Annotated in this window: 16 protein-coding genes; 9 read left to right on the forward strand and 7 right to left on the reverse strand. The window is 41.3% G+C overall.

Annotated features, from left to right (window positions below; genetic code table 11):
- Nucleotides 1-22: 22 nt before the first annotated feature.
- Genes T344_RS0110365 through T344_RS0110375 form a run of 3 tightly spaced genes read right to left on the reverse strand, consistent with a single transcriptional unit; the run spans nt 23 to nt 3,074 of the window.
- Complete coding sequence (locus tag T344_RS0110365; protein ID WP_242842053.1) at nt 23-991, reverse strand: thiamine pyrophosphate-dependent dehydrogenase E1 component subunit alpha; 969 nt, start codon at nt 989-991, stop codon at nt 23-25.
- Between the two features lie 53 nt (nt 992-1,044).
- Nucleotides 1,045-1,956 carry an O-fucosyltransferase family protein gene (locus T344_RS0110370; RefSeq protein WP_027628643.1) on the reverse strand — a complete coding sequence of 304 codons (912 nt, stop codon included), beginning with the start codon at nt 1,954-1,956 and terminating at the stop codon, nt 1,045-1,047.
- A gap of 44 nt (nt 1,957-2,000) precedes the next feature.
- The gene (locus tag T344_RS0110375; RefSeq protein ID WP_027628644.1) at nt 2,001-3,074 is read right to left on the reverse strand and encodes a mannose-1-phosphate guanylyltransferase; all 1,074 of its coding nucleotides are present in this window, start codon (nt 3,072-3,074) and stop codon (nt 2,001-2,003) included.
- 240 nt (nt 3,075-3,314) lie between these two features.
- Between T344_RS0110375 and T344_RS0110380 the strand changes: the two genes are divergently transcribed.
- On the forward strand, nt 3,315-4,379 hold the full coding sequence (locus T344_RS0110380; protein WP_027628645.1) for a sensor histidine kinase: 1,065 nt from the start codon (nt 3,315-3,317) through the stop codon (nt 4,377-4,379).
- Nucleotides 4,380-4,460: 81 nt separating this feature from the next.
- Nucleotides 4,461-5,081 carry a response regulator transcription factor gene (locus T344_RS0110385; protein ID WP_027628646.1) on the forward strand — a complete coding sequence of 207 codons (621 nt, stop codon included), beginning with the start codon at nt 4,461-4,463 and terminating at the stop codon, nt 5,079-5,081.
- A 100-nt stretch (nt 5,082-5,181) separates the two neighbouring features.
- Here the strand turns inward: T344_RS0110385 and T344_RS0110390 are convergent, their stop codons facing one another.
- The 4 genes from T344_RS0110390 to T344_RS0110405 all read right to left on the reverse strand — a co-directional run bounded on the left by T344_RS0110390 (nt 5,182) and on the right by T344_RS0110405 (nt 9,020).
- A complete protein-coding gene (locus T344_RS0110390) occupies nt 5,182-6,069 on the reverse strand; it encodes a glycosyltransferase (RefSeq protein WP_422784862.1) in 888 nt (295 codons plus the stop codon).
- A gap of 206 nt (nt 6,070-6,275) precedes the next feature.
- Entirely contained in the window at nt 6,276-6,947 is a 672-nt protein-coding gene (locus T344_RS0110395) for an acetyltransferase (RefSeq protein WP_027628648.1), read from the reverse strand.
- Nucleotides 6,944-8,071: a DegT/DnrJ/EryC1/StrS family aminotransferase gene (locus tag T344_RS0110400; protein WP_027628649.1), complete on the reverse strand. Its 1,128-nt coding sequence runs from the start codon at nt 8,069-8,071 to the stop codon at nt 6,944-6,946. The genes T344_RS0110395 and T344_RS0110400 overlap by 4 nt, the downstream gene beginning before the upstream one ends.
- A 49-nt stretch (nt 8,072-8,120) precedes the next feature.
- Nucleotides 8,121-9,020 (reverse strand): glycosyltransferase family 2 protein, encoded by a 900-nt coding sequence (locus T344_RS0110405; protein WP_027628650.1) that lies wholly within the window; start codon nt 9,018-9,020, stop codon nt 8,121-8,123.
- A 142-nt stretch (nt 9,021-9,162) separates the two neighbouring features.
- On the opposite strand from T344_RS0110405, the gene T344_RS0110410 reads away from it, so the two are divergent.
- The 7 genes from T344_RS0110410 (at nt 9,163) to T344_RS0110435 (ending at nt 20,614) form a co-directional block, all read left to right on the forward strand.
- The gene (locus tag T344_RS0110410; protein WP_027628651.1) at nt 9,163-10,224 is read left to right on the forward strand and encodes a glucose-1-phosphate thymidylyltransferase; all 1,062 of its coding nucleotides are present in this window, start codon (nt 9,163-9,165) and stop codon (nt 10,222-10,224) included.
- Nucleotides 10,225-10,259: 35 nt separating this feature from the next.
- Nucleotides 10,260-11,243 (forward strand): dTDP-glucose 4,6-dehydratase, encoded by a 984-nt coding sequence (gene rfbB / locus T344_RS0110415; protein ID WP_027628652.1) that lies wholly within the window; start codon nt 10,260-10,262, stop codon nt 11,241-11,243.
- A 224-nt stretch (nt 11,244-11,467) separates the two neighbouring features.
- Nucleotides 11,468-11,668, forward strand: a complete 201-nt coding sequence (locus T344_RS31925) for an EamA family transporter (RefSeq protein ID WP_084331189.1) — start codon at nt 11,468-11,470, stop codon at nt 11,666-11,668.
- A gap of 437 nt (nt 11,669-12,105) precedes the next feature.
- Nucleotides 12,106-14,550, forward strand: a complete 2,445-nt coding sequence (gene leuS, locus T344_RS0110420; protein WP_027628653.1) for a leucine--tRNA ligase — start codon at nt 12,106-12,108, stop codon at nt 14,548-14,550.
- 467 nt (nt 14,551-15,017) lie between these two features.
- Nucleotides 15,018-15,584: an accessory gene regulator B family protein gene (locus T344_RS0110425; protein ID WP_027628654.1), complete on the forward strand. Its 567-nt coding sequence runs from the start codon at nt 15,018-15,020 to the stop codon at nt 15,582-15,584.
- A 552-nt stretch (nt 15,585-16,136) separates the two neighbouring features.
- Nucleotides 16,137-17,219, forward strand: coding sequence for a sensor histidine kinase (locus T344_RS0110430; RefSeq protein ID WP_242842054.1), 1,083 nt, complete (start codon nt 16,137-16,139; stop codon nt 17,217-17,219).
- 158 nt (nt 17,220-17,377) lie between these two features.
- The gene (locus T344_RS0110435) at nt 17,378-20,614 is read left to right on the forward strand and encodes a DEAD/DEAH box helicase (RefSeq protein ID WP_027628656.1); all 3,237 of its coding nucleotides are present in this window, start codon (nt 17,378-17,380) and stop codon (nt 20,612-20,614) included.
- Nucleotides 20,615-20,643: the final 29 nt, after the last annotated feature.

Raw genomic sequence — 20,643 nt, forward strand, 5'->3', positions numbered from 1 at the left:
CTAACCGGCTGCCTGTGTCACATCAGCCTGCATAAACAAAATCCAGAAGCTCTTTGGGCTCAGGTTTGGGTGAATTGACTGCAAACTCAAAGGCTTCATTTACCAGCCTTTCAATCTCGCTGTTAATATTATCTTCAAATGCTTTATTAAGGAGACCCGTATTGTAGAGATAGTTTGTATACCACCTTATGGGGCATTTTGACAGCCAGTAGTCATACTCACTTTGCGATCTTTGACCCTCTCCCACATCATTGACCGTCCCGATATGCCCTTTCCATCTATAGGTCACACATTCCAGCAGTGTGGGCCCCTCCCCTTTTCTGCACCTTTCAATGGCATCGGCGGCATATTCGGACACTTTTACAACATCATTCCCGTCTATCCGGTAGCCGGGAATATCATAGCTTTCGGCCCACCTGTATATATTGTCCCCGGGATGTCTGGCAGACTGGTGGGAATTTATTGCATACGAATTATTCTCACATATATAAACAGCAGGCAGTTTCTTTAAAGAAGCAAAATTCAGGCTTTCATGAAAAGTACCTTCATCTACGGCACCGTCCCCGAAAAAAACCGCACTTACCTTTCCATCCCCTGAAATTTTGGAAGCAAGGGCAGTTCCTGTTCCCAGCGGGATACTTCCGCCAACAATGGCTGTTGACCCCAGTATTCCCACCTCGGGAGCCATCAGATGCATCGATCCCCCTCTTCCGGAGGAGCACCCGGTCTTTCTCAGGTATAATTCAGCAAACATTTTATTTATATCACCGCCCTTGGCTATATATTGAGCGTGACTTCTGTGTGTTCCGAAAACATAATCCTCCCTGCGGAGGTTTGCACACACTCCTGCCGATATGGCCTCCTGACCGATTGACAAGTGAATAGGCGTTTTCATTTCATCATTTTTATACTCGCTGTCAATCTTGAATTCCACTTTTCTGATTGTCAGCATAATTCTATATAATTCAAGAAGTTTTTCTTTTTCCAGCATCAAAATACTCCTTTCACATTTGCCAAATAAACCTTATGTCTATAGTTTCCAGCCTAATATAACAGCTTTACGGCATTCTTATCCCAATCCTTGAGTTCACTTATAGCCAGTGAAACGTTTGAATAGCCGTTGCCTATAAAGCAATCGCATCTGGCCGCCAGCCATGTATCCTTAATGATTTCCAGTCCTTTCCTCGCCCTGTCCTCATATTCCTGAAAGTGGGAACCCGGCCCCTGCTGCAGAACCCTTCTGCAATCTGTGTTAATAATACTTCCCGGATACATCTCCGAGTAGTGTTCCAGAATGTCACTGCAATCTGTCAAAAGAAACAGTTTGGCATCCGGATTGCTTCTCAATTGTTTGTTAATCTCATAGGGGTACTGTTTATTGAGTTCAAACAGATATTCAACCTCCACAACCTTGTCACTTCCGCGGATATGGACTGCTATAAGCGTGTTCCCTCTCATATGGGACTCGTAGAACTCATCTATTTCATCAGAAACCGGCTGCTGAAGCCTGATATATTTTTTCAGCATGGCACCGTATAAATATCTGGAAATGAATCCGTACATAGGGTGCTTCTCAATCCAGTACATCATATTTTCAGGTTCAATGAAGCAGTTTTGAACAACCACATCCGCATTACAATCCATAATATCCTCAAGAGTAATTTCCGTATTATAAAATAAGCCCTCTTCCCGGAGGTTGTCACTCCTCCACACCTTTGGGAAGTAGGTAAACTTCTGGTTTTCAAGATCATTTATACTATAGGGCGACACCGGCCGGAAAAACTGCCCGAAGGCATCCGCGCTGTCATCAAGGCTGTACATACAGTTTTTTCCCCAGTAGACAACCGGTATCCTTCCCGATATTTCAGCAAAATACAATTGAGTCAGCACATGGTGCATATCAAACCAGAACCCGTTACCCGTGGACTTAATTAACATAAATTTACGCGACTGCATACCATCCTCCACTACGATGTAATTTCAAGCCAGACTGTTATTTGCTATAAAAGGTACTCATATCCATTCTGCTTTAATAATTCCACAAGGCCCTTCACATCCTGGGCCCTTTCACGGGGACAAACAATAACAGCATCCCTTGTATTCGCCACAATAAGATTGTCAACTCCTACAGTTGTTACAAGTGCACCGTCACTGAATATTATCGAATTGCCGGTATCCACTCCCAGATGCTTTCCCTTTGTTTTATTTCCGTTCCCATCTGTATTAAAGGTTTTGGATAATGAATCAAGACTACCGATATCATCCCAGTCAAATAGTCCTTTTATTACATAAATACAGTCGATTTTTTCAAGGACGCCATTATCAAAAGATATATTTGGTATTTTATTATATGCTTCATCAAGATATCTGTTACCGTTAGAGCGGCTTGAATTATCCACCGCCCAGCCGATATTCCTGTCATGCTCGGGTAAAAACCGCCTTATACTGCCAATAATCGCATCCAGACTGCCTACCAATATGCCCCCGTTCCAAAGGAATTCTCCCGATTCAAAAAACTTTTTTGCAGTTTCAATATCCGGCTTTTCAATAAACCTTTGAACTGTCATAACCCTTTCGTCGTCACCTCTTTCGGTGTCTATCTGAATATACCCGTAGCCGGTTGCAGGATAGGTAGGAGTTATACCCACAACCACAAGGGATTTTGTTTTATCTGCCGTATCATATGCCAGTTCTATTGCCTCCCTGTATCCTTTCCGGTCAGTAACATAGCCATCGGCAGGAACAAAACAGACCAGGCCCTCTCCAAATCTCTTTTTTAAGGTGACGGCGGCATACTCGATACATGCTGCGGTATTTTTCTTTTGAGGCTCAAGTATAATATTTTTACGGGGTATTAATTTTTTTACGGTACTGAGGGTTATATTTTTTAGGCGTTTGTCTGTTACTATAAAGCAATGGTCGGCAGGAACAGTCTCACATAAGCGCTCAATAGTTTGTACCAGCATACAGCTGCCGTCATCGACGCTTATAAACTGTTTTGGCCTCACCTCTCTTGAAATGGGCCATAATCTGGTGCCTGAACCTCCCGACATTATAACAACGAATCTTTCCATTTAAATCATTCTCCAAAATAATATCGTTTTAGTCTATCTTATGTAGAGTCCTATATTGAGGTTCTTATTATTTTAATTTTTATGTAAACCAGCATGGCCCCTAACACTTGAAATCGCTTTGGAATGGCCCTTTTTAACATATAATAAGGCTGCATTTTACCTTGTTGTGAAAAATACAGATGCTTGGTAAAATATTTGTATGATATCCAGTCGACGTTACCTGGAGATATGGCGGTTCATATGATTGAATTAGTTGATAAGGCAGTTATTTTTATAGCTTGTGCGGTATTGTATATAATTGATGCGGGCGATGCCGCAAGCGTCATTCCCGTGATTGTAAGCCTGACCCTTTCAGCCCTGAACAGTTACTTTGATAAAAAGCAGTTCAGGATTATAGCTTTTTCAGGCTATATATTGCTATGTCAGTTTGCACCGGAGTTTCTGGTATTTGTTCCGGTACTCTTTTATGATATTTTTGCTGCAAGGGAGCAATTGCTTGCCCTGGCAGCATTCATCCCCTTCATCACACATAATTATATACACTCGCATACCTTGTTTCCGGCAGTGGTAGTCCTTTCTGCTTTTTCATACCTGCTGAAATTCCGCACTTTTAACTTTAAAAATATCAGAAAGCAGTATATGATCCTGAGGGACACTTCAAAGGAACGCTCGATTCTTCTGGAAAAGAAAAATAATGAATTGATGGAAAAACAGGATTATGAAATCAACATGGCCACTCTTAATGAAAGAAACAGAATCGCTATGGAGATCCACGATAATGTGGGACACCTGCTTTCAAGATGTCTTCTTCAGCTGGGAGCTCTAATGGCCGTAAATAAAGAGGATAGTCTGAAGGAAAACCTCTCTTCAATCAAAAATACACTTTCCCAGGCGATGGACAGCATCAGGAGCAGTGTACACAATCTCCATGATGAGTCCATAGATCTCCGCACACAGATCACCGGACTGGTAGATAATTTTAAATTTTGCCCCATATCCCTGGATTATGATATTACCGGAACTGTTGATAAAAGGCTGAAGTATTGCCTGATAGCCATTGTCAAGGAAGCCCTGTCAAATATTATCAAGCATTCAAATGCCACAGAGGCAACAGTGACCTTGAGGGAACACCCTGCCCTTTACCAGCTTATTATCCAGGATAATGGAAGCGTAACCGGCTATAACCTTGAGAACGGTATAGGCTTAAGTAATATTTCCGAGAGGGTTAAAGCCTTTAACGCCAACATTGACATAAATACGGACAACGGCTTTAAAATATTTATATCAATACCCAAATGGAACTGATCCTCGCATCTTACCCGGCTCACGGTAAGAACGTGTAATAATTTCTTTATGTTGTGAGCCGGAAAGGCCAACGGTATTTTAATGAAAGTTTTGGTAGTTGATGATGATAAACTTGTTTGCGTTTCTTTAAAGACCATATTGGAGGCAGACCCCGGAATCAGTGTTATAGGCACCGGAAACAACGGGAAACAGGCAATCGAGCTGTACCGCCGTCTGGAACCGGATATTTTGCTGATAGACATCAGAATGGACACAATGACAGGGCTTGAAGCCGGAGAGATACTTTTAAAACAGTATCCAAATGCCCGCATACTCTATCTTACAACTTTTTTGGATGACGCCTATATAATCAAGGCTCTTAAAATCGGTGCCAAGGGGTACCTCCTGAAACAGAATTTTGAAAGTATTGTACCGGCTCTCAAGGCAGTATATATGGGACAAAGCGTTTTTGGAGACGAAATCAGCACAAAGCTGCCCGAGCTGTTACATGGCACTGCTTCGGCCGCTTTCTCGAATTATGATCTCACCGACAGGGAAATCGAACTTCTCGTTCAGATATCAGAGGGCCTTAACAACAGGGAAATCTCTGAAAGCATGCATTTGAGTGAAGGAACGGTACGGAATTATATCAGTGTTCTGTTGGAAAAACTCCATCTGAGGGACAGGACCCAGCTGGCGGTTTTTTATTATAAGAACCGTTAATCCAACAGCAGCCCAACCGGTCAAAAAAAGGCCTGTTGAGCTGCTTCTGCCAAGGCGGCCGCCCTGTATAGTCTAAATTATCATGGTCATGGTATTGGTATTATTTTATCTCACCATAGTTGTTGGAATTTTTGACATAGTAATCAAAGTTTTCTTTGGCCCATTCCTGATTATACACATGATTTTTAACGGATTCCGGATCATGTATGGAGGCGCAATAGGCCGTTCTCTTTCCTTCCTCCATCTCCTTGAATGTCTCAGTATACTTCCATCCATTTCTTTTTACAAAGGATTCATTCATATTTGCCCTTTTACTCAGCAGAAAACAGGTATTTACGCTCCTGCTAAGTTTGCAGTATTCCCTGGCCTGACATTCATCACACCCGATAAACTGTTTCATATCAATTTCGACGGTAGTCAGGTACCCAACCTTAAAGGAAGTGTAATGGTGCACTCTGGGAGATAGTTCAGCATCGCCGTAGCCATTTTCCTCCGACCAGTATCCAATCTCATTAATGAGTTCAGGTCTCAAGCACTGGAGCTGTCCAGGTACGAAATCCAGATCAACACCTACTGCCGCATTTTTCAGTTCAAGGTAGTTTATATCTCCCTTGACCCGGGGTATGACAGGGGGCATATATCTGGGATAGGGATCGTCCCTCATTACTCCCAGCACACCAACTTTGGGAAATGCCTTAAATACCTCCATAAATCTGGATATCCAGTTGTCGGTCTTAATATAAACATCACTGTCAATAGTCATAAAATACTGATTGGGCTTTCTTTTGGTAAGACTGAGATTTAAAGGATAAATGGGGCCCTGGTTGAACTCGAACCTGGTTTTGGATTTTATACGCTTGTCATTGAGACTCTGGATATAATCCCAGGTATTATCTTTGGAATTGCTGTCAATAATATGCAGCTCAAAGTCGTCGTCACATTCAAGAATCCTTGATAGATTCCTTTTTGTAAGTCCCAAACGGTTCATGGTGACATAGTTTATAAATAAGGGTGGATTATTCTCTGCTTTTCTGTGGATTTCACTTCCTTCATTACTTTTGTTGAGCAGGTTTCGTGTAAACTCCTTTACTGTGTCGGTAAAGCTAGTGACATTTTCGTTTACTATTGATTGTTTCATATTTTCAATTCCCTTCTACATATTTTGCGTTAATCTAATCCAGTGGTCTGTGACTTTTAGGTGTTACAGACTACTGTTACAGGTTGATGAAATTTTACGGGTTTTGCAGGTACTCCAACAGCAGTACAATTATCAGGAATATCTTTGGTTACTACCGCCCCCGCCCCTATGACGCTCCAGCTTCCGACGCTCCTTTGAGGAATAATGTCGGCTTTTGAGCCTATTTCACAACCATCACCTATACTTACATTTCCTGATAGAGTAACATTCCAGTACAACGAAGAGAAATCACCTATAACCACATCATGCCCAATCCCGCAGCCGGGATTGATAGATACATGATTTCCGATTTTTATATTTACAGATATAAAAGAATTACAGCAAATAACATTTCCATACCCCATCTCAACAAATTTGCCAATTTTAGCATCCGGGTGTATTAAATTAACATAATTCAAGCCATATCCGGATATTTTTCCAACAACTGAATATTTTACCCTGGGATTTCCTATGGCACATATTGCAGCAACTTTGTTTGACCCGTTTTTCTCAAGCCACTCAAAGCCTCCCAATACCTGGTTTGAATTTATTATCGTCCCATGTTTCTCGACTGTCTCATCCACATAACCCAGAAGGTTCCAGGTTTTTTTGTCCGTATTAATGTCATCTATGAGCTGTGCCACTTCTCTTCCAAAGTTGCCTGCTCCTATAATAACTATATCTCTCATGGCCTTATACCTTTGATAATATCGCAGATTTTTTCCACATGATCAGCAGGCAATCTTCCGTGCAGAGGAAGGGAAAGTACCGAATCAGCAACCTTGTTGGCTATGGGAAGCCTTGAGGCTGCCGCAGAGGGGATATCCCTGTAGCATTGGAAATTGCTGCAAAGCGGATAGAAATATCTGCGTGAAATAACATTATACTCTTTCAATTTCGAAAAAACTTCATCACAGGATAAACCATATTCATCCCTGTCAATTTTGATAACGAAATAAGGGTAATTGTGTGTTACACCTTCTACGTCGCTGCTCACAGTGATGCCGGGGATATTATCAAGATATTTCCGGTATAACTCGGTGGCCTTTTTTCTACCCTCTATTTCGGCCTCAACTTTTTTGAGCAATAGAATTCCGACAGCAGCCTGAACCTCATTTAACTTGCCATTGGTCCCAGGTTCCATAACCGTGCCGGTATCCAGTATTCCGAAGTTTCTCAGCAAATCGGCACGTTCTTTTAAATATGGGGTATTAAAGGTTAAGGCGCCGCCCTCAATGGTATGATATACCTTGGTGGCATGAAAGCTGAACATGGACACATCTCCAAAAGCTGAAACGGGCTTTCCGTCAATTTTTACTCCAAAAGTATGGGCTGCATCATACAGCACCTTCAGGCCGTATTTATCGGCAATTTTTTGAATTTTTTCAACATTGCAGGGTCTCCCGAAAACATGCACCGGCAAAATGGCTGTCGTATCCTGTGTAATCAAGGCTTCAATGCAGTCAGGATTTATATTGAACGTATCTTCTTCAATGTCGCAAAAAACAGGTTTTATATTGCTCCACATCAGTGAATGGACTGTGGCTGCAAACGTAAAGGGAGTGGTTATTACTTCTCCCGACAATCTTAATGCTCTGCAGGCTATTTGCAGCGCAACGGTTCCGTTTGAAAAAACAGAAAGCTGCTCCGAACCAAGATAACCGGCAAGCTCCCTTTCAAGCTGCTTTACCATAGTGCCGTTGTTGCTCAGCTGGTTACTGGCCCATATGGCTTCCAGCATTGCCGAAAGCTCTTCAATTTCCGGAAGTAGAGGCTTCGTAATAAAAACAGGCTCTTTAAATGGCTCTAACATAGTTATTTCTGCACCACCTTGAGTTCTCAGTAATTTTTGCATATATCCATTATTTTGTATTGTCGATATAAAATTTGAAGTTATCCAGAGCCCACTCCAATATAAATGCATGCTCTTCAACTGAAGCGGCATCAAGGGAGGATGCGCAATAGACCGGCCGTTTGCCGCTCCTCATGTCATTTATTGTCTCTTCGAATTTCCACTTGAATTTATTTTTAAATACATCATTTAAATATCTCTTCTTGTAAATCGAAAAGCATGTCTCACTGGGCTTATTCAAAGTGCAGCGGCTATTATTCTGACATTGGCTGCAATCCAGCGACTGGGGCATTTTTATGCTTATTTCGGGAACAAAGCCAGCCTGATAGGATGAATAGTTGTTTACTCTCAGGGAAATTTCCGCTTCGCCGGCATAATTTTCCTCGCTCCAATAGCCCAATTGCTCAATGAGATCCGGTCTCAGGCATTGACAACATCCGGGGACAAAATCACCTTCCAGTTCCGGAACAGAATGCATCAGTTCAAGGTATGATACTCCATTCCTTAACTTCAGTATAACCGGAGGATAAAATACCGGGTACGGCTCCCCTTTGGCAACGCCCAGAAGTCCCACTTCCGGAAACTCGTTAAATACTCTCATAAATTTTGAAATCCAGTCTTTTGTTTCAATATATACATCGTTGTCTATTGTAATGAAATATTGCTCAGGTTTTCTTCTCATGAGATTTAGATTTATTCCGTAAACCTGACCTGCATTTACCCCGACATTTGTTTTCGATTTTATTCTTTTATCCTTCAGACTCTGGATGTATTCCCATGTTCCGTCAATTGAACCGTTATCTACTATGTGCATTTCAAAATCATCCGTTGATTCAAATATTGCGGCCAGATTCCTTACCGTTAAGCCTAATCGGTTAAAGGTAACATAACTTATAGCAGGAGGTATCATAATAATTATCCCTTTCTCTTTTAGTTAATAAACTTATTTACATAATATGATACCGGTTAAAATATGTTACCTATGGATGTTCTTAGCACATATTAATTACCGTTTAAATATTATGTAAATATAAAAACCAAGGAGTGATACTGTGAAAGCATTAATATTAAGCGGCGGTACCGGGACCCGTTTAAGGCCAGTGACCTTTACGAATGCCAAGCAACTGCTGCCTCTGGCCAATAAACCCATACTTTTTCATATAATTGAAAAGGTAGCCAAAACAGGTATAAATAAAATTGGTATTATCGTTGGAGACACAAGTGAAGAAGTTATGAGGACAGTTGGCAATGGTGACAGATGGAACGTCGATATCAGCTATATTCATCAGCCTTTGCCCTTGGGCCTTGCCCATGCAGTTAAAACTGCCCGGGATTTCATTGAGGATGAAGACTTTATAATGCTTTTGGGAGACAATGCATTTAATGTCTCTCTGGACTCTTTAATTGAGAACTTTCGTACCAATAATGCCGATTCTACCATTATGCTGTACCAGGTGGAAGATCCGTCACATTATGGAGTTGCTGTAGTAGAGAAAAATCATATCACTAAACTGGTTGAAAAACCTAAAAACTATATCAGCGACTTAATAATAACCGGAGTATATATTTTTAATAAAAATATTTTTAAAGCAATTGACAATACCTCTCCCTCGTCAAGGGGTGAGCTGGAAATTACCGATGCCATCCAGGAACTGCTGTCTACTGGAGGAAATGTTACTTTTGAGATCCTGCAGGGTTGGTGGAAGGATACGGGAAAATTGCAGGATATTCTGGATGCCAACCGGATGATTCTCGATGAAATTGACACGTATAACCAGGTTATATCGAAAGATAATGCAGTTTATATGGGAAAACTATTGATCAGTAAAAGTGCCTGTATTAAGAACAGCATCATTGCAGGTCCTGCTGCAATCGATGAGGACGCAGTTATTCTCGACAGTTATGTAGGCCCTTATTCTTCAATAGGAAAAGGAGTTGTAATCAACAACTGCGAGGTGGACAACTGCATAATACTGGAAAATGCCCGGCTGGAGGGTATAGATAAAAGAATCAGCGGCAGCCTGATCGGAAAAAATGTATCCATCAGGTCGGCCGGCAAAAGACCCTATTCCAATTCATTTCTTTTAGGTGACTGCAGTGAACTGTATCTATAGAATCAATATACAATAATCAAGGAGGTGGTTTTATTATGAAAGTTTTACTGGTTACAGGCGGAGCAGGTTTTATCGGTAGTAACTTCATAAAGTATTTTATGAACTCGTACAGAGATTTCGTTGTTGTAAATTACGACAAACTGACTTATGCAGGAAATTTGGAAAATTTAAAGGACGTGGCTGAACTGCCGAACTATCACTTCGTTAAAGGTGATATATGTGATAGTATACAATTTAATAAAGCATTGCGCGAATATGATCCGGACTATATCGTGAATTTTGCGGCCGAATCCCATGTTGACAGAAGTATAAGTGATCCGTTGATTTTTGGCCAGACAAACTTAATTGGAACATTGAATATACTGGAATGTGCCCATAATTTCTGGAGCAGAGACAAGTATGCACAAAAGCGGCTTCTTCAGATTTCCACCGATGAAGTTTATGGCAGCCTTGAAAATACCGACGGATTTTTCACAGAGGCTTCGGATTTACTGCCCAACAGCCCATATTCAGCATCAAAAGCTGGTGCCGATTTGCTGGTGCGGTCTTTTTATAAAACTTACGGATTGCCGGTAATCATAACACGCTGCTGCAATAACTACGGTCCCAACCAGTACAGGGAAAAGTTCATCCCCACATGTATTTCAAAGGCCCTTAAAAGTGAGCCCATACCCATATACGGAAATGGCTCAAATATAAGGGAGTGGATACACGTAACCGACCATTCCGAAGCAATTATCAAAACTTTGTTTTCCGGCAAACCCGGAGAAATTTATAATATCGGCAGCGGTGAAGAAGTTAACAATATCGAAATGGCACGGATGATTCTTACTATTCTTGGTAAACCACAGGACTCCTTTATATATGTCAGTGACAGATTGGGACATGATAACCGCTATGCGTTGGACAGCACCAGGGCAAAAAATGAACTTGGCTTCTCCTGCAGTTATAAATTGAAGGAAGGCCTCCTTGAAACAGTTTTATGGTATAAGAAAAACCAGTTCTGGCTGGAAACCTAGGTATTTTTAGCCTTCACGGGGAGTATTGCAAACATGGATTCATATCTCATCTTTGTATTGCTCCCGTACATAATTCATTAAGCTGCGGATGGATTATGATTTTTTTATTTTTGGGCATATTAGTAGTCTGTAACATCTAAATCCCTACATTCAGGCGGTTATAGCCGACCGATTTGCGTATACCGTCACAATAAATTATTTGAGGTAGCAAATATGCCTATTAAATATATAGTGCTGACAATTTTGAACTCTGGCTTTATATATTGTCAAAAATACCACTTTCAACAGCATACGCTTTTACAAGTACAGCTTATGCCTTCAGCCTCTTCGCCGGATACTATATTTTTCATGAAACAATCACACCCTATAAAATAATAGGTACTGTTTTCATTCTGACAGGGGTTATTTTCTTTGCAAAAGTGTGAGGAAACAGCATCAATGAAGTGAAGAAACAACATGAATAAAGGCAGTTGAAAAAATTCCTCATATATGATACGCTAATAAAGATTTTACAAGTTATAAATAACAGGTTATGAAGCGGAATAGTAAAAGATAATGAACCTACAGAGAGCCGTACAGCGCATATGCGATGGTGGAAGTGCGGCAGGCTGCATACTTTGAACTCGCCGTGGAGCTGCTGCTAATAACAGCCGTTTATCTACGTTACAAGATATCAAGTGAGCTTTTGAGTACGGACACCATCCCGGTTTGGTACAAATACCGGCTGATATACCATAACCCAAAACTAACAAGAGTGGTACCGCGGATTAACCCGTCTCTTTTTCAGAGACGGGTTTTATAAATTTTATTACTTTTTAAATTTAATATTTAAGGCTACAATTATTTTAAAGGAGATGATTAAATGCCATACTCAGCAGATATAGATAGAAAGTGGCAGAAGAAGTGGGCAGATACCGATATTTACAGGTTCAATCCCGAAAACATAGACAAAAAGCTCTACTGTCTCGAAATGTTTTCATATCCGTCAGGTTCCAATTTGCATGTCGGACATTGGTATAACTACGGCCTGACCGATTCCTGGGCCAGAATGAAGAGAATGCAGGGCTATGAAGTATTTCATCCGATGGGCTTTGACGCTTTCGGTCTGCCTGCAGAAAACTATGCTATCAAAACAGGTATACACCCGCAGGATTCCACACTCAAAAACATAGAAACCATGGAAGGCCAGCTCAAGGAAATGGGAGCCACCTTTGACTGGAATTATGAGGTCAAGACCTGTATGCCTGACTACTATAAATGGACACAGTGGCTGTTCCTGCAGCTTTACAAGTCGGGTCTGGCCTACAGAAAAAATGCTCCTGTAAACTGGTGCCCGAAATGTAACACAGTTCTTGCCAACGAGCAGGTTATCGACGGCGCCTGTGAAAGATGCGACACCGAAGTAACGAAGCGCGACCTGACGCAGTGGTTTTTCAAGATAACCGCCTACGCCCAGGAACTGCTGGACAAACTGGATACCATAGACTGGCCCGAGAAGACAAAGAAAATACAGACCAACTGGATCGGACGTTCCGAGGGAGCCGAGATATGCTTCAAGGTGGCCGGCCAGGATATAGATTTCAAGGTGTTCACAACAAGGGCGGATACACTTTACGGTGTGACTTATGTCGTGCTGGCGCCGGAAAATCCCATAGTGGACAAAATCACTACTGCCGATAACAGGGAAGCAGTGGAAAATTATATCAGAGAAACAAAGAAGCAGACTGAAATCGAAAGACTTTCAACCGTTAAGGAAAAAACAGGTGTCTTCACCGGCGCCTATGCCGTTCATCCCATAACAGGTGAACAGGTACCCGTGTGGATTGCGGATTATGTACTTGCAAGCTATGGTACAGGCTGTGTTATGGCGGTTCCTTCACATGATGAACGTGATTATGACTTTGCAAAAAAATACAATCTTCCTATAAGGAGGGTTATTAAGAGCGCAGACGGTTCAAACGACGAACTGCCCTACTGTGAATACGGCGTTCTGGTAAACAGCGCTGAATTTGACGAAATGCCTTCCGGAGAAGGAAAGCTTGCAATTGTTAAAAAGCTGGAGGCAGATAACAAAGGCAGTCTGAAAATAAACTACAGACTCAGAGACTGGCTGGTTTCCAGACAGAGGTACTGGGGTTCCCCCATACCAGTGGTTTATTGCGAACATTGCGGTGAGGTGGCGGTCCCTGAGGAAAATCTCCCTGTATTGCTGCCTTACGACGTTGAGTTTGCTCCCGATGGAGAATCGCCGCTCAAAAAGAGTGAAGAGTTTATGAACACCACCTGTCCAAAGTGCGGAGGCCTTGCCAAAAGAGACCCTGACACCCTGGATACCTTTGTCTGCTCCTCCTTCTATTACTTGAGATATGCCGACAATAAAAACAGTGAAAAGGCTTTTGACACCGAATGGATAAACAAACTCCTGCCGGTTGACAAATATGTGGGCGGAGCCGAGCATGCGGCAATGCATCTGCTCTACGCAAGATTTATAACCAAAGCCCTGAGAGATCTCGGTCACCTGAACTTCGACGAACCCTTCCTCTCACTGGTGCACCAGGGTACCATCCTTGGGCCTGACGGGAACAGAATGAGCAAATCAAAGGGAAACACCATTTCCCCTGATGATTACGTAAGGAAATATGGTTCGGATATTTTCAGAATGTATCTTGGCTTCGGCTTCAACTATGTTGACGGCGGCCCGTGGAGTGATGACGGTATAAAGGCCATATCGCGTTTTACCTCAAGAATTGAACGTCTTGTGGAGAGTCTTGCCGAACAGAAGTCCAACCAGGCCAGAACAGATATTGACAAGGATGATAAGGAATTGAATTTCGTCCGCCACAATGCCATAAAGGGTGCGACACAGGATACCGACAGGTTCCAGTTCAATACCGCAATCTCCCGCTGCATGGAGCTGGTAAACGCATTGTACAAGTATGATGCAGAAGTAAAGACTAAAAATATCAGGCTGTTTGAAGAGACTATAGCCGACCTGATAAAACTGGTGGCACCATTTGCACCTCACTTTGCGGAAGAAATGTGGGAACAGTTAGGATATGAGTACTCCATTTTCAATCAGAAATGGCCTGTATTCGATGAAAAAGCTCTCGTTAAAGATACCATAGAAGTAGCTGTGCAAATCAACGGCACGGTCAGAGGTAAAATAGAGATACCTGCCAATGCTGACAGCAGCGAAGCCGAAGCGGCCGCACTGGCAGACGAAAAAATCAAACAGTTCCTCGAAGGCAGGGAAGTCAAAAAGGTTATTGTTGTTAAAGGCAGACTGGTGAATATTGTAGCAAAGTAAAACTTAACTTAAAGTTTAAAAAAGAGCCCGCATGTATCCCCTGAAAGGATATGAGCGGGCTTTGTAATGGAAGCAAAAAAATTAGCATCCGAATGCCGGCTAGGATATTCAATTAACTCGTTGTGCTAATTGAAGTTTTATTTTACTTTACAGATGGATTTAATTAAGATCAATTGGTACGCGAGGACAACTTCATAAAATAAGATGCACGGTTAAAAACAATTGCGATAAATTGTCGCCGAAGGTAAAGAGGTTTTGCCGACAAAGCAGCAGGACGCTGCTTTGAGCTTCAAATCGAGACAGGATGAGTACGGAAGTTACCAATTGATATAAAAAATTACCCAGGTAAAGTGAAATTTAAATTAATTAGCACAACTTGTTAAAGTAATTCCGGCATTCAAATCTATCTTCCCTTATGTTTTATGATATGGTAGCATTTTATTATAATATATGTTGCCGGAGGTCCTATGGAAATTACCTTCTACAGAAAACTTGCAAACAAGGTTGCTGATGCAGTCATAGCCAATGCCGAATACTCGGAGGCCGAAGCCAGGAGAATACGGTATGGTCTTGTTTGTATTTTTTCCGATCTGTATAAATTTATCCTGCTGCTGATAGTTTTCACTCTGTTCTCGGCCACACTGGAATATTTGCTGGCTTTTGCGGTTATACTTTTGCTCCGTCCCATTTTGGGAGGCTATCATGCAAAAAACGAACTTGTCTGCCTTGCCGTATCCTTCATTACAATGGCAATAAGTGTCTTTGCCGGTAGGCAGGATATAATCCCCGGTTTTGTTCAAATCCTTCTTGCAATCGTTCTGACAATAACCGGTGCAGTTATTGCTCCCGTGAGGACAAGGAAGGTGGAGGAGAGAACAGGAATATACAAAATTCTGGCAGCTATTTTAACACCTGCAATATTACTGCTTGATTATTTCTACATACCTGCACAAATATTACAGGTTTCTGTTGTTACAACCTATTTATTATCAGTATACCAACTGCTGAAAAATAAACTTTTTAATAATATTTAGTATATTTTTTAAAAAACCATTGACTTTTATGTAGATTAGAGGGATTATTTATATATAAAATGTCGAAAATGGAGTGATTCTATTGAAAAAACATTTATTAAAATCAATCGGTTTACTTTCTTCGTTTGTAGCAGGTTTAGGCGTTGGTGTACTTAAGTTGATATATTTCTACGAGCCTAAGGAATAGTCTCACTAATTAATTTGAAATCAAGTACCGGGAAAAGCCATAAACATATGTACGCCGTGTATATATTTATGGCTTTTTTCGTATCTATATCTGTTTAAGGAGGATAATCCGAATTGTTTACTGTCAGTGAAGTGTTATTTACTATTTTAGAGGGTTTTATCATAATATACACATTTGCCCTGTTATCCGGTTTTAGGGAAAATGTAATCAAAGAGAAGTTTAAATACATATGTTTTGTTACCATCTATACAATATATACTTATTGGATATCACTATTTGTTCCGGCAGGTTTTCATACCTTAATCATATTAATTCTTACCGTCGCCGTGTTAAACTATATATTTAATGGAAAAATATATAAAAGCTTGATTAAAGTTTTTTTAATTACATCCTATGTAACTATCATTGAGACAGTTGTAGCAATGTTTGCCCTGTTGGCCACCAATATTCCCATGAGCGAACTGCTTAAAAACAGCCTTTATGTATTAATATGCAGTATTATCAGCAAGACAGTTGAATTTCTTGGATTATTCGTCTTTTATAAAAAACCTGTCAATCTGGCATGGTTGAATGACAGCAACCCTTATCAGTCAAAATATAAACAAATACTGATCATAATATCAACAGTATTAATATTCTTCGTATACGTTAATATTTTTCTATCAGGCCAGCCTCAGAAAGCATACCTTTTTAACCTGTTTTCTTTTGTTATCTACTTAGTTCTGATGGTTGCAATGTTTTCAGCCTTTCAGGAAGGCTCAAAGCTGGAGCTGCTCCAATATGCAAACGAAATGCAAAAGGATAGTGTCCGGCAGCTGATTGATTTTAATGAAATGGTGGCGAAGGAACGCCACGAATACAAGAATCATCTGAATACCATCTTTGGTCTCTGCACACTTAACAAGCCCGATTCCACCGAAAGGATCAAGCACTATATAAATAATTTTGCAAACAACAGCTCTACAAAGAATATATCCACAGACTCCGGCAATGATTTTGTGGATGCAATCATCAACGTAAAGTATAACAGTGCATTCAGAAGAGGTATCGAATTAAGGGCCGACTTTGAGGAGCCCTTGTCTTCAGCCGGCATTGCGGAGGATATGGCTGTTACCGTCATTTCAAACATAATAGACAACGCCTTTGATGCTATGAATAATGTTGACAGTGAAAACAAGTTTGTTCATCTTCAGACCTATATAAAGAAAGACCGGTATTTTATCTCCATTTCAAATAATGGACCCATGATCCCGGAAGCCGATAGAAATAAAATATTCAATGCAGGATATTCTACAAAGGATAACCCCTCCAAAACCAGAGGCTTTGGACTCAGCATAGTGCAAAATGAACTTACCCGCTGTAACGGTGATATAAAAATAAATAGTACTGAGGAATTAACAGAATTTCTTATCTCTTGTACGGCAAAAGGCCAACAGCCCGCTGTCTGACAATTCGGGGTCGGTTTATTCCATAGTCAACGGCAAGCTTTCCAGTTTCTGCACTTAGTATGATTTTCAAACCAATGCTTATTCAAATAATGGTAATTGGCATGAAATTTGGTTATAATAAAATGATAAGCTATAAAAAATGACCATGGAGTAAATGAATGTTTCAAATTTCAAAAGACAGTATATACTATCTTTCTACCCCTATGAAATTTAAAAAGGGTATGGAATATTATAGTTCAAACAGAGTAAAATCCGTCTCCTTTAATGAAGAGCTTATGCTTTTTGATGCAACTGTTATAGGCACCCGTCCATATAATGTACAGATTCAATTTGGGAAAGGGGGCCGGATAAAGGATTATTCCTGTACCTGTAATGATAACCTTCGGACTGAAAGCTGCTGTAAGCACATCACTGCGGTTTTGCTTCTTATTAAGTCAAAGGATGAGCAAGGCTTCTTTAATTCTGCCTCACAAAAAAAGGCTGCCAAAGAAATCTTCGAATACTTCAGCAACAAATCAGGAAATATGAAAACGTCCATAAAGGTTGAATATAGCCTGGAGCTGCTTAAAACAAGAGTCTCAAATATAAGAAGGGGGCCTGCAGCGGCACTTACCCTTCGGATAGGCACCGATAGATTGTATATTGTCAGAAATGTCGGCGAGCTGTTGGAATGCCTCAGAAATGATAAAGAGCTGGTCTATGGAAAAGGTTTTTCATTTGACCCCGCTATTCATAATTTTGCCGAGAAAGACGAAGCCATTATTTCTTATCTGTCGGAAATGTGGCAGAATGAAAATCTCATAGATTATCTGACCGGTGATATAAAAAAACAAAGTATTTTTAAAGACAAAGAAATCTTTTTATCCGAAGGAGCGCTTAAACGCCTATTGGAACTGCTGTCTCCTCTTTCCTTCAACGTCATTGCAGACGGTCAAACCCTGGAAAATGTTATGATCAAGGTCGATGACATACCCGTTGATTTTACATTAACTAGAAATGCCAGTACGGTGGATCTGGGTATTGATACAAAGCTCCCTCTTCACATGGTCACCGCAGATTGTGAATATTTTTTATACAAGAACAGTATCTACAAGGTTTCGCAGCATCAGAAGGAATATTTGAAGCCGTTTATTCAATATGTGCAAAAAGAAAATAGTAATAAAATCAGCTTTCTGGACAATGATAAAGAGCGTTTGTTTACAGAGATTCTGCCTTTTATCGGCAAAGCCGGAAAGGTATTTATTGACGAAGACCTCCAGGCCCTTGTCGAAAGGCCGGAATTTGAGCCAGAGATTTATCTTGACAGGTTTGAATATATTATCACGGCCGACGTGAAATTTAAATACGGAGACCGGATAATAAACCCTTTTTCGGCCGACAGAGCCAAGCCGTCTTTTGATAAGATACTTATAAGAAATCTTGAAGACGAGGGCAAGATACTGGATATTCTTGCCGAAACCGATTGTAAAGTCAGCAGCAACAAAATATACCTTGATGAAGAGGAAAAAATATTTGACTTCGTAAATTATGTCATACCCAAGCTTCAGGAGCACGCCCAGGTGTATTATTCCGAAAGCTTTAAAGCTATGAGCTTTAAGAAGCAGCTTTCCTTCTCGGGCTTTCTGAGATTAAACAATCTGAACGGCTTTCTGGAATTCAATTTCAATATTGAGGGCGTTGAACGCGAGGAACTGGCAAGTATTTTTGACAGTATCAGGCAGAAGAAAAAATATTTCAGGCTGAGGGATGGCGCTTTTCTTCCCCTTGAAGCCGAAAACCTGCTAAATATGGCTGAGATTTTGGAACAGCTGGATCTGAGTTCCTCCGACATTGAGGGGGAATTTATAAAGCTGCCCAAATACAGGGCACTATACATAGATAATATGCTTAAAGAGAGCGGGATGAAGTTCTTTGAGCGCAATACGGCCTTGAAGGACCTGATTCATGATATTCAGGATCCGGCTGAAACAGAATATAAAATACCTAAAAGCATAAAAGGTACACTAAGGGATTACCAGAAACTCGGCTTCAAGTGGATGAAAACCCTCTCCCATTACGGTCTGGGCGGTATTCTTGCCGATGATATGGGACTTGGCAAAACACTTCAGGTTATTACTCTCCTGGAATTTGACAAGCAGTCGTCAGACAGCCGTCCATCCCTTGTTGTGGTTCCCACCTCGTTAATATACAACTGGTGTGCCGAAGTTCACAAGTTTGCTCCTGATATGTCGGTAACCGCCGTTGTCGGCAATAAAACCGAACGTCAGGAGCTGATCCGGAAAGGGATGGGAACAGATCTCATAGTAACCTCCTATGCTCTGATAAGGAGAGACATTGAAGATTATACGGCCTGTAATTTCCGGTATTGTATACTGGATGAGGCCCAGCACATAAAGAATCCCCTTTCACAGGCCTCAAAAGCTGTCAGGCAGATAGTATCGGAACACAGACTTGCCCTGACAGGAACCCCAATGGAGAATAATCTCACCGAACTGTGGTCGGTTTTTGATTTTATACTTCCCGGCTATCTGGGCTCACACTCAAAGTTTTCAGAAAAATACGAGACACCCATATCAAAAGGGGACACCTCTTCACTCTCCAGCCTTGGAAGACAGATCCGGCCTTTTATACTGAGAAGGCTGAAGCAGGATGTTTTAAAGGAACTGCCTGAGAAGATAGAGCATGTCATAGAAGCAGAGCTTACCCAGGAGCAGAAAAAACTTTATGTCGCATACCTGGAACAGGCAAGGGGTGAATTGTTCAGTGAGATCAAAGAAAAAGGCTTTGAAAAAAGCCAGATCAAAATTCTTTCGGTCCTCACAAGATTGCGTCAGCTGTGCTGTCACCCGTCTTTGTTCGTAGAAGACTATGAGGGTGACAGCGGGAAGCTTCAGCTGCTTATGGAGGTAGTTGAGGATTCCCTTACTGCCGGTCACAGAATACTGCTTTTCTCCCAGTTTACATCAATGCTGGCTATAATCAGACGCTGGCTTGAAGAAACAGGGATCAACTACCTTTACCTTGACGGAGCAACTCCTGCTGATGAAAGAATGCAGCTTGTGCGCAGCTTCAACAGCGGAGAAGGCAATATATTCCTGCTTTCACTCAAGTCCGGCGGAACAGGGCTGAACCTCACCGGCGCCGATACAGTTATTCATTACGATCCCTGGTGGAATCCCGCAGTGGAGGACCAGGCAACCGACCGCGCCTACAGGATAGGCCAGACCAAGACGGTCCATGTCATGAAGCTGGTGACCCACGGCACCATTGAGGAAAAGATCCTGAATCTCAAGGAAAGGAAGAAACAGCTGGTGGACGCTGTTATCCAATCCGGTGAAACCCTTCTTACCAAAATGACACAGCAGGAACTGACAGAGCTGTTCGAATTGTATTGATATGAATACTTACACGAATTTACGGATAT

The sequence above is a fragment of the Ruminiclostridium cellobioparum DSM 1351 = ATCC 15832 genome (genome assembly GCF_000621505.1).
In the GTDB taxonomy this organism is placed as follows: domain Bacteria; phylum Bacillota; class Clostridia; order Acetivibrionales; family DSM-1351; genus Ruminiclostridium; species Ruminiclostridium cellobioparum.

Coding starts and splice junctions, on each gene's coding strand:
- T344_RS0110385 (WP_027628646.1), top strand. CDS start 4,461: ATGAAAGTTTTGGTAGTTGATGATGATAAACTTGTTTGCGTTTCTTTA.
- T344_RS0110390 (WP_422784862.1), bottom strand. CDS start 6,069: ATGAACCGTTTGGGACTTACAAAAAGGAATCTATCAAGGATTCTTGAA.
- T344_RS0110395 (WP_027628648.1), bottom strand. CDS start 6,947: ATGAGAGATATAGTTATTATAGGAGCAGGCAACTTTGGAAGAGAAGTG.
- T344_RS0110400 (WP_027628649.1), bottom strand. CDS start 8,071: ATGTTAGAGCCATTTAAAGAGCCTGTTTTTATTACGAAGCCTCTACTT.
- T344_RS0110405 (WP_027628650.1), bottom strand. CDS start 9,020: ATGATACCTCCTGCTATAAGTTATGTTACCTTTAACCGATTAGGCTTA.
- T344_RS0110365 (WP_242842053.1), bottom strand. CDS start 991: ATGCTGGAAAAAGAAAAACTTCTTGAATTATATAGAATTATGCTGACA.
- T344_RS0110380 (WP_027628645.1), top strand. CDS start 3,315: ATGATTGAATTAGTTGATAAGGCAGTTATTTTTATAGCTTGTGCGGTA.
- T344_RS0110425 (WP_027628654.1), top strand. CDS start 15,018: ATGGAAATTACCTTCTACAGAAAACTTGCAAACAAGGTTGCTGATGCA.
- rfbB (WP_027628652.1), top strand. CDS start 10,260: ATGAAAGTTTTACTGGTTACAGGCGGAGCAGGTTTTATCGGTAGTAAC.
- T344_RS0110370 (WP_027628643.1), bottom strand. CDS start 1,956: ATGCAGTCGCGTAAATTTATGTTAATTAAGTCCACGGGTAACGGGTTC.
- T344_RS0110435 (WP_027628656.1), top strand. CDS start 17,378: ATGTTTCAAATTTCAAAAGACAGTATATACTATCTTTCTACCCCTATG.
- leuS (WP_027628653.1), top strand. CDS start 12,106: ATGCCATACTCAGCAGATATAGATAGAAAGTGGCAGAAGAAGTGGGCA.
- T344_RS0110375 (WP_027628644.1), bottom strand. CDS start 3,074: ATGGAAAGATTCGTTGTTATAATGTCGGGAGGTTCAGGCACCAGATTA.